The following is a 25,096-nucleotide window of genomic DNA, read 5'->3' on the forward strand; positions in this document are numbered from 1 at the left end:
ATCAATCATTTGAATAATCAATTAAAATATTTATCATTCATTATATTATTTGGATTAATATCTTGTAATAAAAGCAATTATAAAACGATTCAATTTAGAAGTTTTTCTATGGAAATTCCGAAAGATTGGAAAAAAGTGAAATTAGGCGGAATTGATACTGAAGTTGGAGGAATCATTACATCAAATAATGATACCTTAGATTATGATTATGGCAGACTTGCAGGCGGAGATTTTGATATTAATGCTAAAATTGCAGATAGTATTTTTACAACTATTTTAAATAATAATCCTGATTTAGAATTGAAGAAAATCTCTGAGTTGTATATCAATAAACTTCACAAAACTAATATTGATTCTATCGTACAATCAGAATATCAGATTTCTTATATTGTTATTGATCATCAAAAAGCAAAACTTATACAGTCAAATCATCATAAATTAATCGCAGTTTATATGGATACTATTAAAAACTCAACTTCAAAATTTAATTTTATTGGTTACAATTTAGATGAAAAATCACAAGAAGAATTTATAAATTCTGTTAAAACAATCAAATTCAAAAAATAGATTTAAACTTGCGCAAACGTAGCTAAACAAATATCTTTGCAGCATGCGAATAGATATTATCACTGTTTTACCCGAATTATTAGTTAGTCCATTTTCTGCCTCGATTATGAAACGTGCACAAGACAAAGGTTTAGCTGAAATTCATGTTCACGATTTGAGAGATTTTGGAAAAGGACGTTATCGTCATGTAGATGATTATCCGTACGGAGGAACTTCTGGAATGGTGATTATGTGCGAGCCTTTGGACAAAATGATTTCGAAATTGAAAGATGAACGCACTTATGATGAAATTATTTATTTGACGCCAGATGGAGAAACGTTGAATCAAACAATTGCGAATGATTTGTCGTTGAAAGGAAATCTTATGATGATTTGTGGACATTACAAAGGTATTGATCAACGTATTCGAGATATGTATGTTACAAGAGAAATTTCGATTGGCGATTATGTGCTTTCGGGAGGAGAATTTGGCGCAATTATTTTGGCTGATTCTATTATTCGATTGTTACCTGGCGTAATTGGTGATGAGACTTCTGCCCTTTCAGATTCGTTTCAAGATGATTTGTTAGCGCCACCAATTTATACTCGTCCAGCCGAATATAAGGGTCTTAAAGTTCCGGATGTTTTACTTTCGGGTAACTTTCCTAAAATAGAGGAATGGTTGCATGAAAAAGCAATTGAACGTACAAAAGAACGTCGCCCAGATTTGTTAGAAAAAAGATCAAAATAAACGCAAAAAAGCTTCCAATTAGGAAGCTTTTTTTCATAAATAATTTATTGTATCTTAATTCAATATATTATTTATGAAATACATCTATTTTTTTATACTTATATTATCTTTTATTTCTTGTAAAAATAATTCCGAAGCTGACAATAAATTATTAGAACAAATACAAGGTGTCTGGTCAACTAGAATGGCAGTTTTAGATCCAGTTATTTATAAATTCGATCAGGATTCAATATATAATAATAAAGGATATTATGATGGTATCTATGAAACTTATGGAATTCGAGAGCATAAAAAATTTATACCTACTAAATTTTTAGGTAATTCAATCAAATTCTATGTAAGAGATTCAACAGTTCATTATTTTGATTCTATTAATAAACCAAAACCATTTTTTAAAATTTTATCAATAAATAAAGAAGAAATGGTTATCAAATATAATAATGATTCGAGTCTTGATACACTTGGAAGAAGAGATAATAATACCAAAACTCCATTAGATTATGATCAAATTATCTATACGACAAGTGGTTGTTATGGAAGTTGTAGTATAATAAATATCGCTATTCAAAAAAATGGAACTATTATTAGCGCTAATGAAGCTTTTAATGGAAAAAAGGGTGTTTTTGAAGGTAAATTAGATGAAAAATTTCATCAATTTTTAGAGCAGAAAATTAATGACGCAGAATTACTTTCATTAAAAGATAATTATGAAGAACAAATTACAGATCAATCAGAAGATTTGTTACTTGTCATAAAGAAGGATAAAATTATAAAATCGATACGTGTTTATGCTTATCCAATGAATCTTTCTTATTCGAGTTTAGAATTAGCTCTTACTTATTCAGGTTCTTTAATGAATAATAAAAAGAAATACCACGAATCTGAATACTTCCCACTACTCAGTTTAATCAATGTTAATGGAAAACAATTAAGCAAAGCACAAACTTTCTTATTTTGGACAGAATTAATGAAACATCCTTCAAATAAAATATCAATAAAAAATCAACAAACCTATAAAACAGAATTTTATTACTATTATTTTGGTGGAGAATTAGGAGAAATTAATCCTTGTAAATTACTTAGTATAAAAGGAAATGGTCAACAATTTGAATTAACTTTTGAAAATAATCAAAAACATTATTACGATTTAGGATATAATTTTATACAACGATATATAGACTAAAAAAAGCTTCCTAATTGGAAGCTTTTTTAATATTTTTTATTTAATTCGATGAATATATTCAATTACTTTATCGTTAAAAATTTGTGGTTGATCGACATTCACGACATGTCCACAATCTTCGATAACAATTAATTCTGAATGTTTGGTGTGTGCTTTTGTTAATTCCTGAATTGAAGGCAAAAACATATGATCTTCTGCTCCCATCACATATAAAGTCGGAATATTCAATTCAACTTTTCGAAACCATTTTAGTAACGGATTGACATCCGCAGTAAGTTTGAACCATTTCAAAAATTCTTTTTGATACAATTTTTTCGCTTCATTGATAAATAATAACCTTGATTCTTTGTGCGTATTTTTTGGCATGATAGCGAAAGCAAAAATTCGATACAAGATCAAATAAGGCAACATATGTTTGAATGTATTTCCAACATTAATCAAAAATTGACATTGGAAATTAATTTTCATAATTGCACCTCCCATCACCATTGATTTAAATCGCTCCGAATAATCTTCTGCCAATTGTCGAATCACAATCGTTCCCAAAGACATCCCAACAAAATGTGTTTTATCAATATTTAAATGATCTAAAACATCAATAACATCTTTTGAAACTGATTTGAAAGTATAACGTTTTTCGAAAAGCGCTTTCAAGTTTTTCTTAGAACGTCCGTGTCCTCTCAAATCCATTAGTAAAACATTAAAATGTTTGCGAAATTCACGCAATTGCTTGAACCAAATCGTAGAACTTCCTCCTGCTCCATGAACAAAAGTCACCCATTCTGTGCTCGTTGGATGATTATATGTAGTGTATGCTAACAATTTTCTAAATAAGTTTTTGCAAAATTAAACTAAAAACTATGCCAAGCATAATAATTTCTACGTTTTAAGAAATTTTTAATCATCATCATCGTCGTCGTCTGTAAAAGAACTAGTCTTTTTCAAGTAAAAAACATCGTTCATTACTTCTGCTTTCACATAATTTAGTTTTTCTTGTTCTTTCATACGATCTGTAAATAACGTTCCTGTTAAATGATCGTATTCGTGTTGAAAAATAACCGCTGTAAAACCTTCTACTGTTTCATCATGAAAATTCCCATCCAAATCATAATATTCTAATCGAAGAACCAAGCTTCTATACACTTTTCCGAAAATATCAGGAATAGACAAACAACCTTCACGACCGTGACGAACAATGTCCGAATACCAAGTAATTTTTGGATTGATAATAAACTCAAAAGGTTCGTTTTCTTTATCAAAACGTTGCACCCAAACCGCGTTGCGATTAATCCCAATCTGCGGAGCAGCAATTCCAACACCTTTACTCGCCTCATCTTGTACAGTCGCATACATACGATCAGCCAATAATTTGATTAACGGATCTTTTGGATCAATATCAATAGAACTTGATTTTAAGGTTTTTGTATCTGCATCCGAAGTCGTTAATAAAACACGAAAAGGATCATAGAATTTCTTTTCTTTTATTAATGTCGTTTCTGCCTTTGTTAATGGCGTATAAACAATGTTTTTCATATTTTTTGATTGAGCAAATAATGCAGAAGTACAAATCAATAAGCTATAGGTTAATGTTTTTATCATTTTTTAAGAATCAATTTGTCTAAAGAATATTTTCCTGCGCCTGATAAAAATATAACTAAATAATTGATTAAGTAGAATAATCCCAATTCTTTTTTACCAAAATCATGATCTGCATGCACGATAAATACAGCAACTAACATCGTAATGATTAGTGGAATCACTGCCAAACGAGTAAATAATCCAACTAAAACTAAAGAAGCACAAAGAATTTCTGCAAAAACCGTTAAACCCAAAGATACTTCTGGTCCAAGTCCAATTGGATCACCAAATTCAAAATTACCATTGACTAATTTTTGTAATTTTCCGAATCCGTGTGTAAACATAAATCCACCAGCAGCTAAACGTACTAATAACAATGATAAATCGATAAATGCAGGCTGATTTCCTAAAAGTTTAAATTTTGTGCTCATTTTTTTTATTTTTTTTCAAATATAAGTTCTAGTTTTTACGTTCACCTTTAAATAGATCAAGAAATCTACATTTTTGGATTAATTTTGGTTAATCTTTCTATTCAAGAATAAAAAAATACAACATATGTTAAAAAACATTGCTTTAATTACGATATTATTTTCAGGTTTTGCATTTGCTCAAAAATCTGAATTACAGCAAAATGATGTTTTAGGAAATCCAACTTTTATTGAAGAATCGATGCAAAAAGCACGTATTCGCATGAAGTTTATAGAAGGTTATGAAACCGAATATTACACAAAATCAACGTATAATAAAGATGGAAATCCAACAAAACGTGATTATTTTGATGAAGCTGGAAATAAAACTTTTGCTGAAACATTTAATTACAATGAATCGAATAAATTGATTTCGAGAGAAATGAAAAACAATGACGAAAGTTTAGTTTTCAATTTTGATTACGAATATACAACAGACGGTTACATTGTCACAAAAAGCGAAAATAATGTTAATGTTTCTAAAACGGAATATAAATTAGATCAAAATCAGAATGTAACTTACGAAAGAGAAACTAATTTATTGGAAGATTCGGATGTTTATATAGAAAAAACGTTTCAATATCAAAATGGATTTTTAGTCAAAACGTTGGTAAAATATAACCAAGGAACTTATACGTTGAATTATAAAAATGACGCGAAAGGCAATCCAATAGAAGAAACTTATATGGACAAAAACAATAAACAAGTCAATAAATATGTGCGAAAATTTGATGAAAACAATAATATTATCGAAGAAACGGTGATTGATGAAACAGGAAAAGTAAAAAATATATCAACGATTAAATATCAATACGATAATCACAAAAATTGGATCAAACGAACACAATTTGTTAAAGATATCGATCAACCAATTTCAAATACAACAAGAACAATACGTTACTAAAATACAAGAGCCAAGCTAATTTGGCTCTTTTTTATTTGATTATTTAACTAAATGTTTTTAAATTTATTTAAACCAATTATTTAACTTCATCTATTATGATCAATAATGTGCAAGAATTTAATCGACTTTTTCAGTTATACCAAAAAGATAATCGTTTCAATTTGTACATAAATGATTATCCTAAAAACGAATTTTTATTTCAATTTTATTCAGATGAGATTGAAGATTTAAACTTAGAATATGTTGATATTACTTCAAATTCTATCAAAAAAATTCATGATTATCGTGCAAAATTAAGCGATTTTTTTCAACCCGAAGAACTTCCAGCATTAGAGATTAAATCAATTTCAGGTTATTTTAGTCATTTTGATTTTTATTTTATGACCAATGAAAAAACCTTTGTATTTAATTATATTCATCGCGATTTCTTATCACAACTAATTGATATTCTTCTTGCTGAATTAGATTGTAATTTTATCAGCCGATTAAAGACTGAACTTTTAATCAATTTAGAATATGATTAATTTTTTTGTTAAACTTTTTTCAGCGACATTGTTTGACTTTTAAAAGAATTCATTTTGTATAAAGCAAAGTAGAATGAATTTTGATCGAATTAATGAAAAGTTGAGCATCTTAGCAGATGCAGCGAAGTATGATGTTTCGTGTTCATCGAGCGGAAGTAAAAGACAAAACCAAAACAAAGGCTTAGGAAATGCATCTATGTCGGGGATTTGCCATTCGTTTACAGAAGATGGTCGATGCGTTTCTTTACTCAAAATTCTATTAACGAATCATTGTATTTATGATTGTGCTTTTTGCGTTTCTCGAAAAAGTAATGATGTAAAACGTGCTGCTTTTACAGTGCAAGAAGTAGTTGATTTAACTATTAATTTTTATCGTCGAAATTATATTGAAGGTTTATTCTTGAGTTCTGGAATTTTCAAAAACGCTGATTTTACAATGGAACGCTTGCTTTTGATTGCGAAAAAATTACGTCTTGAAGAGAATTTTAATGGATATATTCATCTCAAAACAATTCCTGGAGCGAGTGATGAATTATTGAAAGAAGCTGGTTTATATGCTGATAGAATGTCCATAAATCTCGAAATGCCAACAGAAGAAGGACTTAAATTAGTTGCACCAGAAAAATCACACGAAGATGTAAAAAAACCTTTAGGATTTATTCATCAACAACGAGTTGAGTTTAATGCTGAACGGAAATTAATCAAATCTACTCCAACCTTTGTTCCTGCTGGGCAATCTACACAAATGGTGATTGGTGCAACGCCCGAAAATGATATGCAAATTATGTATACAGCAAATCAATATTACAATGATTTCCAGTTGAAACGTGTATATTATTCAGGTTTTATTCCAATCAATCACAATGATAATATGTTGCCGTCTATCGGAACTCAACCGCCTTTGTTACGAGAGAATAGACTGTATCAAACAGATTGGTTAATGCGTTTTTATCAATTTGATGTAACGGAGATTCTTAATCAACAAAATCCTCATTTGGATACTGATATCGATCCAAAATTGAGCTATGCTTTACGAAATTTACATCTTTATCCGATTGATATTAATACAGCCGATTATCATTTAATTCTAAGAATTCCGGGAATTGGTGTTCAATCTGCGAAGAAAATTGTTACCGCTCGAAAATTTGGAAAAATCTATTCTTATCAATTAAAACGTCTTGGAATTGCTTACAATAGAGCAAAATTTTTCATGACGTGTGCAGATGATCAATTTCAACAAAAAGATTTGCTTGATTCTCAAATTAAAAACCGAATTTTGAGTTTTAGTAAAAGTAAATATCTTAAAAATCAGCCAAATCAATTAAATCTTTTTGACTAATGGAAATTTATGTTTTTGATAATAGTTTTGAAGGTTTTTTAACGCTGATTTTTGATTATTATGTTAGAAAACCGAAGCAAATAAAAGTAGTTTCTGAAAGAGATTTTTTGCCGTCGATGTTTGATGAAGTTTATACTGTGATTACAGATAAAACAAAAGCAAAAAGAGTACATAAAAAACTAAAAGACAAACTAAATAAAACCAGTTACAAAGCTGTACAAGCTGTTTTCTTGTCAGAAGAAGCTGAGGCCTACGAAAAGCTGTTTTATTATTGTTGTTTAATTATAAATGAAACAGCTGCAGTTCAATTAAATTATGGAAATGATTATGTTTTTTATGTTATGAAAATGTATCGATCAGTTCATAGAGAAAAGCATCATCATGAAGCATTTATCCGTTTTGAAAAGATTAATCAAGATTTATTTTTTGCGAAAACTGATCCAAAATATAATGTTTTACCTTTAATTATTAATCATTTCAGAAAAAGATATGCTGACCAGAATTGGATTATTTACGAAAAGATTCGAAAATATGGAATTTATTATGAAAAATCTTCTGGAAATGTTCAACAAATACAATTAAATTTTACACCAAAATCTTCAACTACTCCAACTGAATACATTGATGTAAATGAGAATTTGTACCAAGAATTATGGAAATCTTATTTTAATTCGACAACAATCGAAGCAAGAAAAAATTCGAAGTTACAAATCCAAATGATGCCCAAACGTTTTTGGAAACACTTAACAGAATATAACTAAAAAAGGCTACGAAATTCGTAGCCTTTTGTGTATTTTTTACTTTTTTGGTAAGAAAACTTCCGCCATCATACAACGAGCACTTCCTCCTCCTAATTTTTCAATCAAATCTATCTTAACAGGTAAGATTGGATTATAAGCCTCAATTTTAGAAATTTGTTCTTGATTAAGTGAATTATAAGCCGTTTGCGACATTACCAAATATGATTGTCCTAAACCTCCAACTTGCAACATATTCCCAGCAAATTGATGCATTTGCACTTCTGTAATTGCAATAATTTCTTTTCCAGCTTCTAACAAATACTCACAAACCGCTTTCTTTTCTTTTTTATCATCTATAGAATCCAAACAAATAATTGCATATTTATCTGCAATACACATCATTACATTGGTATGATAAATAGGTTTGCGTTCTCCATTTACAGTTTGATTCGCATGAAAAATAACTGGTGTATATTCTAATTCCTCACAAAATTCAATCAATAAATCTTCGTCAGTTCGTTGAGAAATACATGCATAAGCCAATTCGTGTTCACGATCAAGAATAATACTTCCTGTTCCTTCCAAGAAAATTTCGTCTTCTTCTGCCGATGTAAAATCAATCACGTCATCAATATGAAAACCTTTTTCTTCCAACAAACTCAATACATCTTCCTCACGACGCTCTTCTCTCCTGTTTTTTGCAAACATCGGATACAATACTACATTTCCGTTATCGTGAAAAGAAATCCAATTGTTTGGGAAGATTGAATCTGGCGTATGTGGCGAAGCAGTATCTTTGATCGTGATAACATTTACACCTTTTGAACGCAAAGCAGAAACCATTCCTTGAAATTCTTCTAACGCTTCTTTCTGAATATTCTCTTGTGAATCTGTTGTTTCTGTTTGGAAATAATTGTTAACAGCCGTTTCTGGATTGTAATAAAAAGCTATTGGCTCAACCATTAAAATAGTTGAAGTATATTGTTTTTGTTTCATGTTATTTTCTGATTAAAGGCATTGTAGAACATCTCAATAAACCACCCATTTTAGAGACTTCGCGGTAATTAATTCGTTCCACTTTTATGTTCCATACATTTTCTAAATGATCATTTAAACGTGTAAAATTTTTCTCAGAAACAACAACTTCAGGAGAAATTGAAAACACATTAGGATTCATCCAATACATTTCTTCTTTTGTCACTTCGAATAAATTTTCTTTCCCAAAAATATCGATAATTTGCTGATATTCATGCTCAAATAAAAAGCCGTCTTTATAAATAATCGCTTTGTCTTTCCCAACAGGATTAAACGTACAATCTAAATGTAAAATCCCTTCGTAAGGATCTTCATCATTCTTTTTTAATTCAAAATCCAAGACTTTTTTATTAGGAAATTTAGCTTTGATATACTCTACAAATTCAACATTTGTACGTCCTGTTTTATAATTTTTGAAATCAGCTTGTTTATACGTTCCAACAAAAATATAATCGTTATACAAAATTACATCGCCACCTTCTACATAAACTTCTTCTGGTAACGCATTGATTTTATTTCCTTTGAATTGACGTTTTATTTCGCGATAGGCTTGTAATTCTTCTAAACGATCTGGAATAATATTAGAGATAAAGAATTCATCATCAATTACAAAACCGACATCACGAGAAAAAACTTGATTACAATCTTCGATCAATGTTGGACGTAAAACTTCAACATTATATTTCTTCAAAACTTGTTCAAATTCTGACATTTCCGCAATCAAATCTTCTTCTTTTGGATAATCGTTATTCTTTACGGTTTCATAAGATTTGGCATCGAACGTCTGATCAAGTGTAGGATTAGCTCCGTTAGATTCTGCTCGACCCAAGACTACAGTTTGCAGTTGAGCCGTTTCATTCTGTACATTTAATCGCATAATTTATTGTGGTTTTTAATTTTGTGTTCCAAAAAAAATCCCGCAATTGCGAGATTTAATTTTGTATAAATATACATTTTATTTTTGAATTCCTAAAGCTTTCAAGCCATTTACTGTTGCAATATTTGAAAGTTGTTCCACATCATAAAAGTGACAAGACTCCAGCATTACTCGCAGTTCTGTTAATAAATGACCATCAGAAAAAGGTTTGTAAATATCATTAATATTATCTGTTCCGAAGGCAACATTAATTCCTCTTGGAATCATTTCATCTACTGGCGTTACTGAATTGTGCGAAGGCGCCAAACGCTCTGTACGATTATGATCAATCCATGCAGTTGGACAAGAAACAATGTGCATATCTGCTTTTTTGATTAAATCATATAATTCGTAACGGTATTTTCTTGGATGAGCCGCTACAGAAATTGAGTGAACCGCAGAAACTTTCCCTTGCATTCCGTGTTCGATCGTTTTCAACGCTAATTGCTCGGTTTCTTTTTCTTCGTCTGTATTAAATTGATCAACATGAACGTGAACCAATTTATTTTTTGATTTTGCAGTTGATAATAAAATATCTAAATGCTCATCTTCTCTACCGAAATCTTTTGCAGGTAAACCTCCGATAATATCCACAAAGTCAGAAGACATATCAAACCATTCGCGCGCTTTTGGATCAATAACTCCTTTCAACACTTGGTTTGCAAAACGCATTTCGATGTCTTTTCCGTAATTATCTTTTAAGCGTTGAGCCGCTTGTATACTACGATCTTCAATTACTTCGTCTGCATCAATAAAAGAACCAATTGCTTGACAACCTTGCTCTAACATGAAATTAATTGCTTTTTCCATTCGGAAATAAATATCATCAACAGATGAATTGCGTTTCATATCATCAACTAAATGCCATTTTTCTTTTAGGTAAGAATTAGATAATGCGAAAGTGTCCGAAGTCAATGAATAAGCTCTGTCTAAGTGTGAATGCGTATTAACCCAACCTCCTTTTTCGTTGATTTTTTCAAGTACTTCTTCAATTGGATTATAGTTTTGTTTGTTCATCGTGAGTTTGTTTGTTTTCGGGATGTAAAATTAACAAGATTATTCAAGAGAAATGAAGCGATATTATCAAAAAGATTTCTGTAACTTTGTGCCTTTGTTAGTAACTTCAGCGAATAAAAAAGTCCAACTAAAATGTTGGACTTTTTTGTTTGTTTATTTTTTTTAAGAAAAAGTTCTATTTTACCATCTGGATATTTTGAATTAGGCTTTGTAAATTTTACATGATCTACTAAATCCATATTTACTGCAATAAAACTTGCATAATCAACATCTTTTCCGTCAATTGAATAACCTATTTTTAAATCTTGTTTTGGTTTACAAATGATTAATTTAGAATTTTTAATTCCAGGAATTGTGTCATTCAAAGTTTTAGATTGTGCAAAACTCAACAATGGGAGAAATACAAAAGCTAATAGTAATTTTTTCATATTATTAATATTTGTTCCATGATTTCTCAAACTTTTATGTTATGATTCTTTCTCTTTTTTGGAAACAATATCAATTTTCCCGTTTGGATATTTTTTGTCTGTTTTGATAACAGTAATATATTTAATATCATCTGAATTCATTTTAGTAAAAATACTTTTATCTACTCTTTCTCCATCTAGAAAAACTGCGGGATCATTTGATTCTTTAATAACCGAACTATCAAAAATTCCTTTACGTGGAGATTCATTTACATCTTGTGCAAAACTCAACATTGGAAGAAATACAAAAGCTAATAATATTTTTTTCATAAATAGTTAATTTATATAAAGTTAAACAAATATTTTATAAAAACTAATTTTTATATGTTCGTTTTACAGATTGAATTCCTTCAATATTCTTCAATTCCATCATGATTTTTTCTAATTCGGCTTTATTTTTAACAGAAACCGTAATCTTTCCATCAAAAATACCAGCATCCTCAGATAAATTAATACTATGCATGTTCAACGAGTTATTTTTTGAAATAACTAAGGTAATATCACTTACCATTCCAGCGCGATCCAATCCTTGTAACTCAATCAACGCTTTGAACTCTTGTTGAGAAGAATCAATCCATTTTGCTTTTATAATTCTGTAAGCATAATTTGCTTGCAAAGAAACTGAATTTGGACAATCTACTTTATGTACTTTTATTCCTTTTGAAACTGTGATAAAACCATATACTTTGTCACCCGGAATAGGATTACAACAACTCGCTAATTCGTAATCTAAACGCTCTTCATCATTCCCAAAAACAAGACTATCTAATTTCGTTTTGTCGACAGGAATATCATCTTTTTTAGTTGTATTGAATGTTGATTTTCTGAAACGATTAATTAATCCAGTAAAGCCTGTATTTCGTTCTGCAAATTTGCGTAAATCATTGTTGTCAATAATTCCCATTGCAACATTATAAAATACATCTTGGCTCGAACTTAACTTAAAGTATTGCTGTAACTGATTAATCGTATTTTCACTAAAATCAACCTTTAAATGTCTTAATTTACGTTGAATAATTTCTTTTCCATCTTCTGCAACTTTACGTTTATCTGAGTTTAAGGATGCTTTAATTTTACTTCTTGCTTTACTCGTTACAACATATTCTAACCACTCTAATTTTGGTTTTTGCTGTGTTGATGTAATGATTTCTACTTGATCTCCACTTTGTAATTGGTGCGACAACGGATATAATTTTCCGTTCACTTTTGCACCCAAACAATGGTCACCAACATTGGTATGAATAGAGTAAGCAAAATCCAACGAACTCGCTCCTTTTGGCAACGAATGCAAGTCTCCTTTTGGTGTAAAAACATAAATCTCTTTGGAATACAAATTGAATTTGAAATTATCCATAAATTCAATCGCATCCTTAGTATCTTCTTGCTCCAACATTTCACGAACTTGATGAATCCATTCATCAACTTTTGTTTCGTCGTCCGATACATTTTCTTTGTATTTATAGTGTGCTGCGATACCCATTTCGGCAACTTCGTCCATTCTTTCAGAACGAATTTGTACTTCTACCCAACGTGCTTGTGGTCCCATAACCGTTACGTGAAGCGATTCATAACCCGTTGTTTTGGGTTGAGAAATCCAGTCGCGCATACGTTTTGGATTTGGAATAAATAAATCCGTTACCAACGAATAAATTTTCCAAGCTAAGAATTTTTCATTCTTTTTATCCGAACGATAAATTACACGAATCGCAAACAAATCAAAAACTTCCTCGAAAGGAATTCCTTGATTAACCGTTTTTCGATAAATTGAATTGATTGATTTTGAACGACCTTTTATCTCAAATTCTAAACCTTCGGCTTCAAGTTTTTCTGAAATAGTCTTACAGAAATCATCAATGTATTTTTTTCTTTCGGCTTCTGTTTCTGTTAATTTATGTTCAATATTAAAATATGCATCTGGTTTAGTGTATTTCAAACTCAAATCTTCCAATTCTGATTTGATGTTATATAATCCCATTCTGTGAGCCAAAGGCGCATAAATAAAAATGGTTTCGGATGCTATTTTCAACTGTTTATCCTCGCGCATACTTTCTAGCGTACGCATATTGTGTAAACGATCGGCAATTTTGATCAAAATCACACGAACATCTTCAGATAAAGTCAGCAATAATTTTTTATAATTTTCTGATTGTATCGAAACATCTTGTTTATTTAAGACAGCAATTTTTGTTAATCCATCTATAATTTTTGCAATCTTTTTTCCAAAAAGTTTCTCAATATCTTCTAACGTATATTCTGTATCTTCTACTACATCATGCATTAAAGCCGCAGAAATTGATGTAGCGCCAAGCCCAATTTCGTCAGCAACAATTTTGGCAACAGCAATCGGATGATAAATATATGGTTCACCTGTTTTTCTGCGCTGATCTTTGTGCGCATCAACAGCCAAATCAAAAGCTTTACGAATCAGCTTTTTATCTTCATCTGATAAAGTGACATATGTATTTTGAAGCATCTCTTTATAACGTCTCGTTATCTCAATGTTCTCTCTCTCTAATTGTTCGTCTGTAATAACATGAGGCGTATCCATCTTTCTTATGTTTTTGTTGATTTAGAAAAAAGCTTTAATTCCCTTTATTTACCTGCTTTCTTCGAAGGATTAAATATACAATATTTTATTTTTTATAGACTATAATATTCAACTGATTTTATCGCGTATTTTAAGTCTTTATTTTTAATCAATCTAATTTGTAACGTACTTTTTACACTATTAATTTAACAATAAAAATTGATTAATACAATCTGATTTTGTCAATTTACAATTAAATACTGCTTTTTATTGTATAGTTCATAAATAATTAACTGTCCTAAAACAAATATTTTAAACTTTATTATTAATTCTAAACATTTTTCTAACTTAACAAAACAAATAAAACACAACACACACATAAATGGATTACAAAACTTTATACTCAAAAAGTATTGAAGAACCTGAACTTTTTTGGAAAGAAGAAGCGCAGAAATTAGCATGGTCAACTTACCCTGAACAAATCTTAAAACAAAATGAAAACGGATATTATTCGTGGTTTGTTGACGGAAAAATAAACATGAGTCGTTTGGCTTTGGAGGAAAATATAAAAGCTGGACGTGGAGAACAATTTGCTTTAATTTACGATTCTCCTGTTACACAAGTTGTTCAAAAAATTACATACAATCAGCTTTTAGAAAAAGTGAGTCGTTTTGCTGGAGGTCTTGCATCATTAGGATTATCAAAAGGTGATACAGCGATTATTTATATGCCAATGATTCCAGAAGCAATTGTTGCTATGCTTGCTTGTGCGAGAATTGGTGTAATACATTCTGTTGTTTTTGGAGGTTTTGCTGCTCCAGAATTAGCTATTCGTATTGATGATGCTCAACCTGATGTAATTATTTCTGCATCTTATGGTGTAGAAATTAATCGTCAAATTAATTATAAACCATTGATTGATGAAGCAATTGAATTAACACTTTACAAGCCAAAAAACATTATCATTTTTGAGCGACCAAATCACACCGATGATTTATCAGCAGATATCGTTCATACCTATGATGAAATGTATCAACATCAACCTGTAGAACCTATTGAAGTTCCGAGTCCGCATCCATTATATATTTTGTATACTTCTGGAACAACTTCTACGCCAAAAGGTGTCGTACGCGATACGGGAGGCTATGCAACTGCTCTAAATTCGACGATGAAATATTTTTACGATTTAGAACCAGGTGATACAATTCTTACAGCAAGTGATATTGGTTGGGTTGTTGGGCATTCTTATATCGTTTATGCGCCGTTAATTTATGGTGTTACAACAGTTATTTACGAAGGAAAACCAATCAAAACTCCTGATGCAGGCGCTTTTTGGAGAATGGTTGAAGAACATAAAATCAAAAATATTTTTACAGCTCCAACAGCAATTAGAGCAATTCGAAAAGAAGATCCAGAAGGAAAATTATTCCAAAAATATGATACATCAAGTCTGAAACGTTTATTCTTAGCAGGAGAACGTTGTGATACATCTACTTATTATTGGTTAAAAGAAATTTCAAAATTACCAGTTATCGATCATTGGTGGCAAACAGAAAGCGGTTGGCCAATGTTAGGAATTTGTGCTGGAGTCGAAAATATAATGCCTGAACCTGGTGCAGCTGGATTGCCTGTTTTTGGCTATAATATTAAAATTGTTGACGACGAAGGTCAAGAAAATGATACGCGAGAAGAAGGTTCTATTGTTATTCAACTTCCACTTCCTCCAGGTTGTATGACAAGTTTATGGCGAAATGAACACCGATTTATAAAAGGTTATTTTCAACAATTTCCAAATCATTATTTGACTGGTGATGGAGGTTTTAAAGACGAAAATGGTTTTGTATTTATTACAGGTCGAACGGATGATATTATTAATGTTGCTGGTCATCGATTAAGTACTGCAACAATGGAAGAATTAGTTTCTTCTCATCCTGATATTACTGAATGTGCGGTTGTGGGAATTAAAGATGAATTGAAAGGCCAAATTCCAATCGGATTGATTGTTACAAAAGAAAACGCATCGAAATCGGAAGAAGAAATCGAAAAAGATTTGATTGCTTTATTACGCAAAGAAATTGGCGGAATTGCTTGTTTCAAAACATCTATAATAGTTAGCCGATTACCAAAAACGCGAAGCGGAAAAATATTACGAAAAACTTTATCTCAAATTGCAGACGGAACACCATTCACAATTCCATCTACAATCGATGATCCTACAGTTTTAGATGAATTAATTCACGAATTTTCAAGAAGAAATGTTGGCGTAGCCTTTACAGTTTCGTCAATATAATCCATTTATTCATTCATTATTTCAAAAGCAGTATTCTTCGGATTACTGCTTTTTTTGTTCATTTTTACATAAATTTGAATTAGAAATATCATTCAATGCCAAATCAATCAAAATCATTAGAAGATGTGCACGAAAGTGTTCAAATCAAAAAAGGAAAGTTTAGAAAAATCCTAAGTTTTTTTGGACCAGCCTACTTAATAAGCGTTGGTTACATGGATCCGGGGAACTGGGCAACCGATTTAGCTGGCGGTAGTCAATTTGGTTATACTTTGATTTGGGTTTTGTTGATGAGTAACATTATGGCTTTGTTATTACAAAGTTTGTGTACACGTTTAGGAATTGTTCGACGAAAAGATTTGGCGCAATGTAACCGAGAAACTTATCCGAAAGGAATGAATCTTGTTCTGTATATTTTAGCCGAAATAGCCATTGCAGCCTGTGATTTAGCAGAGATTTTAGGTATGGCAATTGGTCTAAATTTACTTTTTGGAATTGATTTAATTTATGGTATTTTAATCAGTTTCTTAGACACTTTCCTTCTACTTTATCTTCAAAAATTAGGTATGCGCAAAATGGAACTTTTCATTGTTGGCTTAATCACGATGATTGGTTTATGTTTTTTGACGGAAATGTTTTTAGCAAAACCAGATTTTGGAGAAGTTGCAAAAGGATTTATTCCATCTATTCCAAATAGCGCTGCATTGTACATTAGTATTGGGATTATCGGTGCAACTGTAATGCCTCATAATCTTTATTTACATTCTGCGCTCGTCCAAACGCGGCAAATAAAACGCGATGATTTTTCAATCAAAAAAGCACTCAAATATAACTTTTGGGATAGTGCAATTGCTCTAAATTTAGCCTTTTTTGTCAATGCTGCAATCTTAATTTTAGCTTCATCCGTATTCCATAAAAACGGCTATCACGATGTTGCTGAACTGAGTGATGCTTATAGATTATTAGGTACAACTTTAGGAACAGATTTGGCTCCAAAATTATTTGCAGTTGCTCTAATTTTAGCTGGACAAAGTTCAACAGTTACAGGAACTTTAGCAGGACAAATTGTGATGGAAGGATATTTACATTTGCGTATTAATCCTGTTTTGAGAAGAATTTTAACTCGATTATTAGCCGTTGTTCCAGCTGTTGTGGTTATTCTTATTTTTGGCGAAAAAGAAGTTGGATCTTTATTGATTTTCAGTCAAGTTATTCTAAGTATGCAATTGGCTTTTGCAGTAATTCCATTGATTCATTTTGTGAGTGATAAAGCGAAAATGGGGAATTTTGCAATCAATACAACAACCAAATTTTTTGCATGGACAATCGCTTTTATTATTTCATTTCTGAATGCGCAATTAGTGTATGAAGAGGTGAATAAATGGATGGCAAATAGTGAATCTTATACTTTAAACATTTTTCTTGTAGCATTAGAAATCGGACTTTTAGTATTATTGTTGCTGACATTTTTTATTCCAATTATGTTGAAGAAAAATGAAGAAAATCAAAAAGAAATTCACGAACCGTTTGAGAAGTTTACATTGGAAGAAATCTCGAATCAACATTTCAAAAAGATTGTGGTTGCGTTAGATTTTTCGAAAACGGATCGAAAAGTTATCAATTATGCGACGCAATTAGCTACTGCTGAATCTGCCATTATTTTGGTTCATATTGTTGAAAGTGCTTCTGCGAAATATACGGGAGAGCGTACGAATGATGAAGAATCTTTATTAGATTTGAAACGTTTGGAACAATATGCAGAAATCATTCGTCCTCTCTTTAATGAAACTAAAATCGAACTAGGTTACAATAATCGAATCAATTCGATTGCTGAAATTTGTAAACGAAATCAAGCAGATTTGTTGATTGTTGGTTCGCACGGACACCGAGGTTTTATGGATTTTATTTTTGGAGAAACGATTAATAAATTAAGACATCGCGTTAATATTCCGGTGTTTATTGCGAAATAATAAAAAGCCATTCAGAAAAATTCTGAATGGCTTTTTGATTAGATTAAAAATATAAAAATTATTTGATCAATAATAACTCGATCATTTCTTTATTTTCTTGTAAAATAGCATGATCTAAAGCAGTTTTACCATTATTATCTTTAATGTTTAAATCTGCACCAGCTTCAATTAATTTCTTAGCAATTTCATTTTGACCAAATGTTACTGCAAAAATCAAAGCAGAAGCTCCATTGAAATTCACTTGATTGACATCAGCTTTATTCGCAATTAGTAAATTTGCCATTTCAAGAAATCCTCTAAAAGCTGCGCCCATCAACGCATTATTTCCAGATAAATCTTGCGCATTAGGATTTGCCCCTTTTGATAATAATACTTTCGCAACGTCTGAACTATTGTTATAAATCGCTAAAATTAAAGGTGTGAATCCGCGTTGATTTGCTTCATCTACATGCTTCCCATTCGAAATTAATTCTTCTATTTGCTTCACATTATTTTCTCTCGCCGCACTAAACAAATCTTGTGCATAAATTGAAGAAAAACTGAATAGAAATAAGGCTAAAAATATATACTTTTTCATGATAATATTGATTTTATGAAAGTCATGGAGTCGAACTCAATCGACTCCAATCCAATAGAAATTATTTTGGTAAATATTGCTTTACATCGTTCATAGAAGTATTTGTAGCCTTCATCAAACGTGTTCCGTATTCTGTATTTGCTTGGTAAAAATGTGCAATCATTTTATGAACAATTACTTTATTTTTAACCGCATTCAAAGCTCCGGATAAATTTTTGATTAAATTATCTTGATCTTTTTTAGAGAATGATTTGTACAAATCTCCAGCTTGCACAAAGTTATTTTCTTTATCAACGACGTGCTGAGTTGTTGTTGCTCCCGCAGGAAAAACAGATTTTGAATACTTGAATTTTGCATTATCTACAACCTCAGGAAGATTAGTTGAAGGTTGATAATTTACATCACCTTTTTGCTCTCGGATCGACATATAACCATCTTGATTGTATGTTTTTACATTGTTTTTTGGAGCATTTACAGGAATTTGTTGAAAATTACCCGTTAAACGGTGACGCTGTGTATCAAAATAAGAGAACAAACGACCTTGTAACAATTTATCTTCAGAAGCTTCAATTCCTGAAACCAAAGTAGCTGGAGCGAATGCTGCTTGCTCAACTTGTTGAAAATAATTCGTTGGATTCTCATTCAATGTCATTGTTCCAACTTTAACTAATTTTGCAACAGATTCTGGCCAAATTTTCGTTACATCAACAGGATTGAAATCTAATTTATCAAAATCTTCTCGTTTCAATAATTGAACATATAAATCCCATTTCGGAAAATTTCCTTTCTCAATTTCATTACGTAAATCTAATGTTGCATGTTCTATTGCAGTCGATTGAATTTTATCTGCTTCTTCTTGCGTTAAGTTTTTCGTTTCTTGTTGAGGAACCCATTTGTATTTCACATAAGTTACTTCACCTTTTGCATTAACCCATTTGTAAGCATGTACGCCATTTCCTTCCATTTGACGAAAATTTGCTGGAATTCCGTAATCTGAAAACAACCACGTTAACATATGCGTAGATTCTGGCAAATTAGAGAAGAAATCAAATACACGATTTGGATCAGATGCGCCATTTGTTACAGGAGATGGCTTAAAAGCATGCACCATATCAGGAAATTTGATCGCATCGCGAATAAAGAAAACAGGCAAATTGTTTCCAACTAAATCGTAATTTCCTTGTTCTGTGTAAAATTTCACTGCAAATCCACGTGGATCACGATAAGTTTCTGGCGAACCTTGTTGATGTGTTACAGTAGAGAAACGCACAAATAATGGTGTTTTTTTACCAGCTGTTGACAAGAAATCAGCCATCGTTACATCAGAAAAATCTTTATCAGCTACAAATTCTCCGAAAGCTCCAGCTCCACGCGCATGAACAACACGTTCTGGAATACGTTCGCGATCAAACGCTGCTAATTTTTCAATTAAATGAATGTCTTCCAACAAAACTTGTCCATTGCTTCCGATTGTTTTAGAATTTTGATTATCTCCAACTGGAGCACCTGTGTTTGTTGTTAATTGTTGCGCAAATCCAATCGTAGAAAGAAATGCTAAACTTAATACTAAACTTCTTTTGATCATAATTATAGTTTTATTCTTTTATTTATCATTTTAAGACAGAGCAAAACTAAATCGGATACAACTATAAATCAAATCTATAAAATCTATTAGATATAATTAATTTTTATAATAATTACAATTCAATTATTTACAAGGAAGAATAAGACGATATATTATTTCGCAATAAATGAATAAATAAAAATGATGAAGAAGTTTAGAAATAAAAAAACCGCTAAACAAGCGGTTTTGAGAGATATTATTTAATTTTTTCTAAATCGTTGAAAAGACATAGAAGGTTTAATTTTTATCGATTCATTAGCGATTAATACCATTAAATTCAAATGCTGATTGAACATCCATAGTGAATTTCCTTCAACCTCTACTCCTTGTGGAGTTCTGATAAGTTCTAAATTTGTGTACATCATAATCTATAATTTTTTGGTTGACGCTAATGTTGTGTTAAAAATAATTTTTAATATTAATTTTATTTAACACAACTGATAAAATTAAAAGTTTCTAATAAAATTCAGTGTTTTGTATTTGTTTTTAAACAAACATAAATTATACCAAAAAATTATACAAATCGTTTCCTTAATGTTAAATTTTAAGAAATTTGACTCCAACCAACTTTATCTTTATGATTTTCAATAAAATATTTTTTTGTTGGCTCATAAATCGGAGAAGAAAGTGTCGGATCTTGTGAAAGAATAGCTTCAACACATTTTCTTGCTGCATACAAAACCTCTTTGTCTTTCGCTAAATCAGCAATCTTAAGATTTAAAACACCACTTTGTTGCGTTCCCATCATATCTCCAGGACCACGCAATTCTAAATCAACTTCAGCTACCTGAAAACCATCATTTGTTTGACACATCGTTTGTATACGACGTTTCGAAACTTCGTTCAATTTTCCACCTGTCATCAAAATACAATACGATTGTTCCGCACCACGACCTACACGACCACGAAGTTGATGCAATTGAGAAAGTCCAAAACGTTCAGAATTTTCAATAATCATAACAGAAGCATTTGGCACATTTACACCAACTTCTATCACAGTTGTTGCCACCAAAATTTGCGTTTCATTATTTTTAAAACGATTCATTTCAAATTCTTTATCCGCAGGTTTTTGACGACCATGCACAATACTTATTCCATATTCTGGCAACGGAAAAGCACGAGAAATACTTTCGTAACCATCCATCAAATCTTTCAATTCTAACTTTGCTGATTCTTCAATTAATGGATAAACCACATAAATTTGACGACCTTTCGCAATTTCATCTTTCATAAATTTGAAAACACTCAAACGATGTGCATCCGTTTTATGAAGCGTTTTAATTGGTTTTCGTCCTTTTGGCAATTCATCGATCACCGAAACATCCAAATCGCCATACATTGTCATCGAAAGTGTACGTGGAATTGGTGTGGCTGTCATCACTAAAATATGTGGCGGAAGTTTAGCTTTTCTCCAAAATTTAGCACGTTGAGCGACTCCAAAGCGATGTTGTTCATCAATAATAGCTAATCCCAAATTCTGAAAAATCACATTATCTTCTAACAATGCATGCGTCCCGATAATGATTTTAAGGTTCCCATTTTCAAGGTTTTCTAAAATAGGTTGACGTTTTTTCTTTGTCACGGAACCAGTTAATAATTCAACTGAAACATCCAAACCATTCAGCAATTCTGTAATGCTTTCGTAATGTTGTTGCGCAAGAATTTCGGTTGGCGCAATTAAAGCCGCCTGAAAACCATTGTCGACTCCAATCAACATCGTTAACAACGCAACCATCGTTTTTCCAGAACCAACATCACCTTGCAACAAACGATTCATTTGTGCAGGTTGACGAAGATCAAAACGAATTTCTTTTATCACTCTTTTTTGTGCATTTGTCAATTCAAAAGGTAAATATTCATTATAAAATGTATTGAAATAATGACCAATTTCTGGAAAAGGATTACTTCTATTCTTTTGTTTATTGACTGCTTTTTGAGAGAGATTAGCAAGATTTAGGAAGAAAAACTCTTCAAATTTTAGACGACGAATTGCTGCATTTAATTCTGTTACATCTTTTGGAAAATGAATTGCTTTCAACGCTTCATTTCTTCCAACTAATTTATAATGATCAAGAACATTTAATGGTAAATTCTCAGGAATATCGATATTTTCAGCAAAAAGATTCATCATCATTTTTTGAAGAACACGATTTGTAATTCCTTTTTTTGTCAACTTTTCGGTACTCGGATAAACGGGAAATAATCCAAGCGGAATATTTTTCGCATCTTCAATTAATTCAATTTCAGGATGTGTGATACTGAAATTATTATTGAATACATTCGGCTTTCCGTAAATAACAACTTCTTTGAAAAGGTCATTTCTCAATTTCTCCTTTTGCCAAGAAGAAACTTTGAACCAAACCAATTCTAAAGTTCCAGTTCCATCTTGAAATTTCCCAACCAAACGTTTTACTTTTCCTTGGTTAATTTCTTCTAAACTAACAATTTTACCTTTCAATTGAATTTCGGCAGCCGTTGAAGAAATTTCAGAAATTTTATAGAATTTCGATTTATCAACATAACGAAAAGGAAAATGTTGTATCAAATCTTCATATCTAAAAATTCTGAATTCACTTTGCAGTGTTTTAGCACGCTCAGGCCCAGCACCTTTTAAATATTCTATTGTTTTTTTTAATGGATTTAGATACATTTTTCTACTTTCGAAAGTCGCAATTTACCAAATTTTAACGACAAACAATGTCATCATTGTTACAAAATAAGCTCGTAGAATTGCTTTATATTTGTAACAAATTAGAATCAAATGAATTTAACAGAATACATCAACAAAGGTTTATCATACGAAGATTACATCACACGAGTTGAAGATGATTTGGAAAACGAAATCGAAAACGATGATCCGAAAGAATATGTACAATATTATGCTTTGGGATTGCAACGCATGAACAGAATTTTTAAGACATTCAAATTAAATCCTGCGCAAGAAACACGCGTTAAATCAACTTCAAATAATTTAAAATTATTAATAATTACAGAAGGTTGGTGTGGAGATGCATCTCAAATTTTACCTGTTGTGGAGAAATTAGCAAATGCACTTCAAATTTCGACGCATTATGTTTTACGTGATGAAAACATGGAGTTGATGGAAAAATACAAAACAAATGGTGCAGCTTCTATTCCAATTATTATTGGAGTGAATGAAGAAAATGAAGAAGCTTTCCGTTTTGGTCCTCGTCCACAGGCTGGAATGGAAATGTTGGCGCGTTTCAAAAGTAATCCTGATACGTATTCGGCAGATGATTTTCACGAAGATTTACAAAAATATTACAACAATAATAAAGGTGAAGATATTGTAAATGAAATTTTAGATTTGATTGACGAAAACATCGGTAATTAATCATTTTTTTCAATTTGTTCAACTTGTTATTTGTTCGCATCTTTGTGTAAGATTTTATTGAAAAAGAAAATGAAAGGAAATAAGCAAATTATTTTTGCCATCGTTGTAGTTGTCGCTTTAGTCGCTATTATGTTTACACCAATCGGTACATTTTTTAAAAGTAAAATGGAAGATAATAGCCACGTTGCTGGTTCTGATATAGAATTAACAGAAAGTGATTATGATATTGATTTAATCGGTCATAACGGCGCTGCGAATACAAACTTGATTGATTTCAAGAAAAGTGGTGAAGTTGTTTTTCTAAATTTTTGGGGAAGCTGGTGTCCTCCTTGTGTAGCAGAAATGCCAACAATTCAGAAATTGTATGAAGCAAAAGGACAAAAAGTAAAATTTGTATTGATTGCAATTCAGGATAAACCAACAGTTTTCAATCCATTTTTGCAAAAAAATAATTATACAATGCCTGTTTATGAGCCAAATAGTCCAATTTCTAATAATATGTTGCCAAAGGTTTTTCCAACAACATACATTTTAAATAAGAAAGGTGAAGTTGTATTGAAAGAAACAAAAACAAGAGATTGGAACGATAAAGAAATTAATGATTTATTAGATAAATTAATCGCTGAATAATTTCATTCAAAAACATAAAAAAGCCGTTATTAGTCATTTAATAACGGTTTTTTTATGTCTGTATTTAACTCTCTTTCTAATTTTCTCTCATCAAAGCCAATTGCAATAAAGCAGTTGTTGTATTTTGATTACGGGTTGTAGCACTTACATTTAATAATTTTTCGAAAAAATTGTTGGTCAATTTTGTTTTTCCATAACCAGAAGGACAATATAAATAAACGACATCATCAGCAATAAAATATTGTTCATCTTCAGTTTTCGAACTTTCAACTTTTTCAGTATTTATTTCCTCTAGTTTATTTGCCAAAAACGTATAATGTAAAAACTCTTTATCAATGCTCAAATCTTTTAAGAAAGGATTATTTTCGATGATATTTTTTAATTTTTCGATGGTAAGAATCAAAACTGGAACTTCAAAAGATAGACTTTCTACAATTTTATCGTGAATTAAATCACCAATTTCTTTGATATCAGTCAAATTTGTCGAAAAAACAGCATTTCCACTTTGCACGTAAGTCGTCACATTTTCCAGTCTAAGTTCCTCTAAAAGTTTGGTCAAAACATCCATTTTAATGATTTTTTTACCACTTACATTTATACCTCTCAGGATTGCAATAAAAGTATTCATAAAACTATCTCTATTTACGAGAAACTTTGTT

At 31.0% G+C, this 25,096-nt stretch carries 25 protein-coding genes; 11 read left to right on the top strand and 14 right to left on the bottom strand.

Going from position 1 to position 25,096, the window contains the following annotated elements; genetic code table 11:
- Positions 1 to 108: 108 nt before the first annotated feature.
- The 3 genes from B4A23_RS03415 (at position 109) to B4A23_RS03425 (ending at position 2,480) form a co-directional block, all read left to right on the top strand.
- Complete coding sequence (locus tag B4A23_RS03415) at positions 109 to 567, top strand: hypothetical protein (RefSeq protein WP_291116874.1); 459 nt, start codon at positions 109 to 111, stop codon at positions 565 to 567.
- Positions 568 to 610: 43 nt separating this feature from the next.
- Positions 611 to 1,297, top strand: a complete 687-nt coding sequence (gene trmD / locus B4A23_RS03420) for a tRNA (guanosine(37)-N1)-methyltransferase TrmD (protein WP_291116877.1) — start codon at positions 611 to 613, stop codon at positions 1,295 to 1,297.
- 73 nt (positions 1,298 to 1,370) lie between these two features.
- Positions 1,371 to 2,480: a DUF6438 domain-containing protein gene (locus B4A23_RS03425; RefSeq protein ID WP_291116880.1), complete on the top strand. Its 1,110-nt coding sequence runs from the start codon at positions 1,371 to 1,373 to the stop codon at positions 2,478 to 2,480.
- Positions 2,481 to 2,516: 36 nt separating this feature from the next.
- Here B4A23_RS03425 and B4A23_RS03430 read toward each other — a convergent pair whose 3' ends face one another.
- From B4A23_RS03430 to B4A23_RS03440, 3 genes are all read right to left on the bottom strand, one after another.
- A complete protein-coding gene (locus B4A23_RS03430) occupies positions 2,517 to 3,302 on the bottom strand; it encodes an alpha/beta fold hydrolase (RefSeq protein ID WP_125349375.1) in 786 nt (261 codons plus the stop codon).
- A gap of 75 nt (positions 3,303 to 3,377) precedes the next feature.
- Positions 3,378 to 4,079, bottom strand: coding sequence for a peptide deformylase (gene def / locus B4A23_RS03435; RefSeq protein WP_291116883.1), 702 nt, complete (start codon positions 4,077 to 4,079; stop codon positions 3,378 to 3,380).
- Positions 4,076 to 4,489 carry a DoxX family protein gene (locus tag B4A23_RS03440; RefSeq protein WP_221854462.1) on the bottom strand — a complete coding sequence of 138 codons (414 nt, stop codon included), beginning with the start codon at positions 4,487 to 4,489 and terminating at the stop codon, positions 4,076 to 4,078. Before B4A23_RS03440 ends, def begins: the two co-directional genes overlap by 4 nt.
- Positions 4,490 to 4,613: 124 nt before the next feature.
- Between B4A23_RS03440 and B4A23_RS03445 the strand changes: the two genes are divergently transcribed.
- From B4A23_RS03445 to B4A23_RS03460, 4 genes are all read left to right on the top strand, one after another.
- On the top strand, positions 4,614 to 5,429 hold the full coding sequence (locus B4A23_RS03445) for a hypothetical protein (RefSeq protein ID WP_291116887.1): 816 nt from the start codon (positions 4,614 to 4,616) through the stop codon (positions 5,427 to 5,429).
- Between the two features lie 95 nt (positions 5,430 to 5,524).
- Complete coding sequence (locus B4A23_RS03450; protein WP_219034605.1) at positions 5,525 to 5,953, top strand: hypothetical protein; 429 nt, start codon at positions 5,525 to 5,527, stop codon at positions 5,951 to 5,953.
- Positions 5,954 to 6,026: 73 nt separating this feature from the next.
- Positions 6,027 to 7,292 (top strand): putative DNA modification/repair radical SAM protein, encoded by a 1,266-nt coding sequence (locus B4A23_RS03455; RefSeq protein ID WP_286514034.1) that lies wholly within the window; start codon positions 6,027 to 6,029, stop codon positions 7,290 to 7,292.
- Positions 7,292 to 8,053 carry a TIGR03915 family putative DNA repair protein gene (locus B4A23_RS03460; RefSeq protein ID WP_291116891.1) on the top strand — a complete coding sequence of 254 codons (762 nt, stop codon included), beginning with the start codon at positions 7,292 to 7,294 and terminating at the stop codon, positions 8,051 to 8,053. Before B4A23_RS03455 ends, B4A23_RS03460 begins: the two co-directional genes overlap by 1 nt.
- A gap of 36 nt (positions 8,054 to 8,089) precedes the next feature.
- On the opposite strand, the gene ctlX is transcribed toward B4A23_RS03460, so the two are convergent.
- From ctlX to B4A23_RS03490, 6 genes are all read right to left on the bottom strand, one after another.
- Entirely contained in the window at positions 8,090 to 9,028 is a 939-nt protein-coding gene (ctlX, locus tag B4A23_RS03465) for a citrulline utilization hydrolase CtlX (RefSeq protein ID WP_291116894.1), read from the bottom strand.
- A gap of 1 nt (position 9,029) precedes the next feature.
- Complete coding sequence (locus B4A23_RS03470) at positions 9,030 to 9,944, bottom strand: dimethylarginine dimethylaminohydrolase family protein (protein ID WP_291116897.1); 915 nt, start codon at positions 9,942 to 9,944, stop codon at positions 9,030 to 9,032.
- A gap of 78 nt (positions 9,945 to 10,022) precedes the next feature.
- The gene (locus tag B4A23_RS03475; RefSeq protein ID WP_180904365.1) at positions 10,023 to 11,000 is read right to left on the bottom strand and encodes an amidohydrolase family protein; all 978 of its coding nucleotides are present in this window, start codon (positions 10,998 to 11,000) and stop codon (positions 10,023 to 10,025) included.
- Positions 10,997 to 11,428, bottom strand: coding sequence for a hypothetical protein (locus tag B4A23_RS03480; RefSeq protein ID WP_291116901.1), 432 nt, complete (start codon positions 11,426 to 11,428; stop codon positions 10,997 to 10,999). The genes B4A23_RS03475 and B4A23_RS03480 overlap by 4 nt, the downstream gene beginning before the upstream one ends.
- 39 nt (positions 11,429 to 11,467) lie before the next feature.
- Positions 11,468 to 11,737, bottom strand: coding sequence for a hypothetical protein (locus tag B4A23_RS03485; protein WP_291116904.1), 270 nt, complete (start codon positions 11,735 to 11,737; stop codon positions 11,468 to 11,470).
- 43 nt (positions 11,738 to 11,780) lie between these two features.
- Positions 11,781 to 14,015 carry a RelA/SpoT family protein gene (locus B4A23_RS03490; protein WP_115000244.1) on the bottom strand — a complete coding sequence of 745 codons (2,235 nt, stop codon included), beginning with the start codon at positions 14,013 to 14,015 and terminating at the stop codon, positions 11,781 to 11,783.
- Positions 14,016 to 14,376: 361 nt separating this feature from the next.
- Here B4A23_RS03490 and B4A23_RS03495 point away from each other — a divergent pair, with 361 nt between their 5' ends.
- On the top strand, positions 14,377 to 16,284 hold the full coding sequence (locus tag B4A23_RS03495) for an AMP-binding protein (protein ID WP_291116908.1): 1,908 nt from the start codon (positions 14,377 to 14,379) through the stop codon (positions 16,282 to 16,284).
- A gap of 95 nt (positions 16,285 to 16,379) precedes the next feature.
- Positions 16,380 to 18,251: an Nramp family divalent metal transporter gene (locus tag B4A23_RS03500; protein ID WP_291116911.1), complete on the top strand. Its 1,872-nt coding sequence runs from the start codon at positions 16,380 to 16,382 to the stop codon at positions 18,249 to 18,251.
- A gap of 58 nt (positions 18,252 to 18,309) precedes the next feature.
- Here B4A23_RS03500 and B4A23_RS03505 read toward each other — a convergent pair whose 3' ends face one another.
- The 4 genes from B4A23_RS03505 to recG all read right to left on the bottom strand — a co-directional run bounded on the left by B4A23_RS03505 (position 18,310) and on the right by recG (position 23,102).
- The gene (locus B4A23_RS03505) at positions 18,310 to 18,828 is read right to left on the bottom strand and encodes an ankyrin repeat domain-containing protein (protein WP_286512832.1); all 519 of its coding nucleotides are present in this window, start codon (positions 18,826 to 18,828) and stop codon (positions 18,310 to 18,312) included.
- Positions 18,829 to 18,889: 61 nt separating this feature from the next.
- Positions 18,890 to 20,413 (bottom strand): catalase, encoded by a 1,524-nt coding sequence (locus tag B4A23_RS03510; protein WP_291116916.1) that lies wholly within the window; start codon positions 20,411 to 20,413, stop codon positions 18,890 to 18,892.
- A gap of 239 nt (positions 20,414 to 20,652) precedes the next feature.
- Entirely contained in the window at positions 20,653 to 20,817 is a 165-nt protein-coding gene (locus B4A23_RS03515) for a hypothetical protein (protein ID WP_181816300.1), read from the bottom strand.
- A 179-nt stretch (positions 20,818 to 20,996) separates the two neighbouring features.
- Entirely contained in the window at positions 20,997 to 23,102 is a 2,106-nt protein-coding gene (gene recG / locus B4A23_RS03520) for an ATP-dependent DNA helicase RecG (protein ID WP_291116918.1), read from the bottom strand.
- A gap of 111 nt (positions 23,103 to 23,213) precedes the next feature.
- Between recG and B4A23_RS03525 the strand changes: the two genes are divergently transcribed.
- Entirely contained in the window at positions 23,214 to 23,807 is a 594-nt protein-coding gene (locus B4A23_RS03525; protein WP_291116921.1) for a thioredoxin family protein, read from the top strand.
- 69 nt (positions 23,808 to 23,876) lie between these two features.
- Complete coding sequence (locus B4A23_RS03530) at positions 23,877 to 24,437, top strand: TlpA family protein disulfide reductase (protein ID WP_115000255.1); 561 nt, start codon at positions 23,877 to 23,879, stop codon at positions 24,435 to 24,437.
- A 76-nt stretch (positions 24,438 to 24,513) separates the two neighbouring features.
- On the opposite strand, the gene B4A23_RS03535 is transcribed toward B4A23_RS03530, so the two are convergent.
- On the bottom strand, positions 24,514 to 25,065 hold the full coding sequence (locus B4A23_RS03535) for a DUF1697 domain-containing protein (RefSeq protein WP_291116924.1): 552 nt from the start codon (positions 25,063 to 25,065) through the stop codon (positions 24,514 to 24,516).
- Positions 25,066 to 25,096 lie beyond the last annotated feature (31 nt).

This window comes from Empedobacter sp. UBA7248 (assembly GCF_002472945.1).
Lineage (GTDB): Bacteria > Bacteroidota > Bacteroidia > Flavobacteriales > Weeksellaceae > Empedobacter > Empedobacter falsenii_C.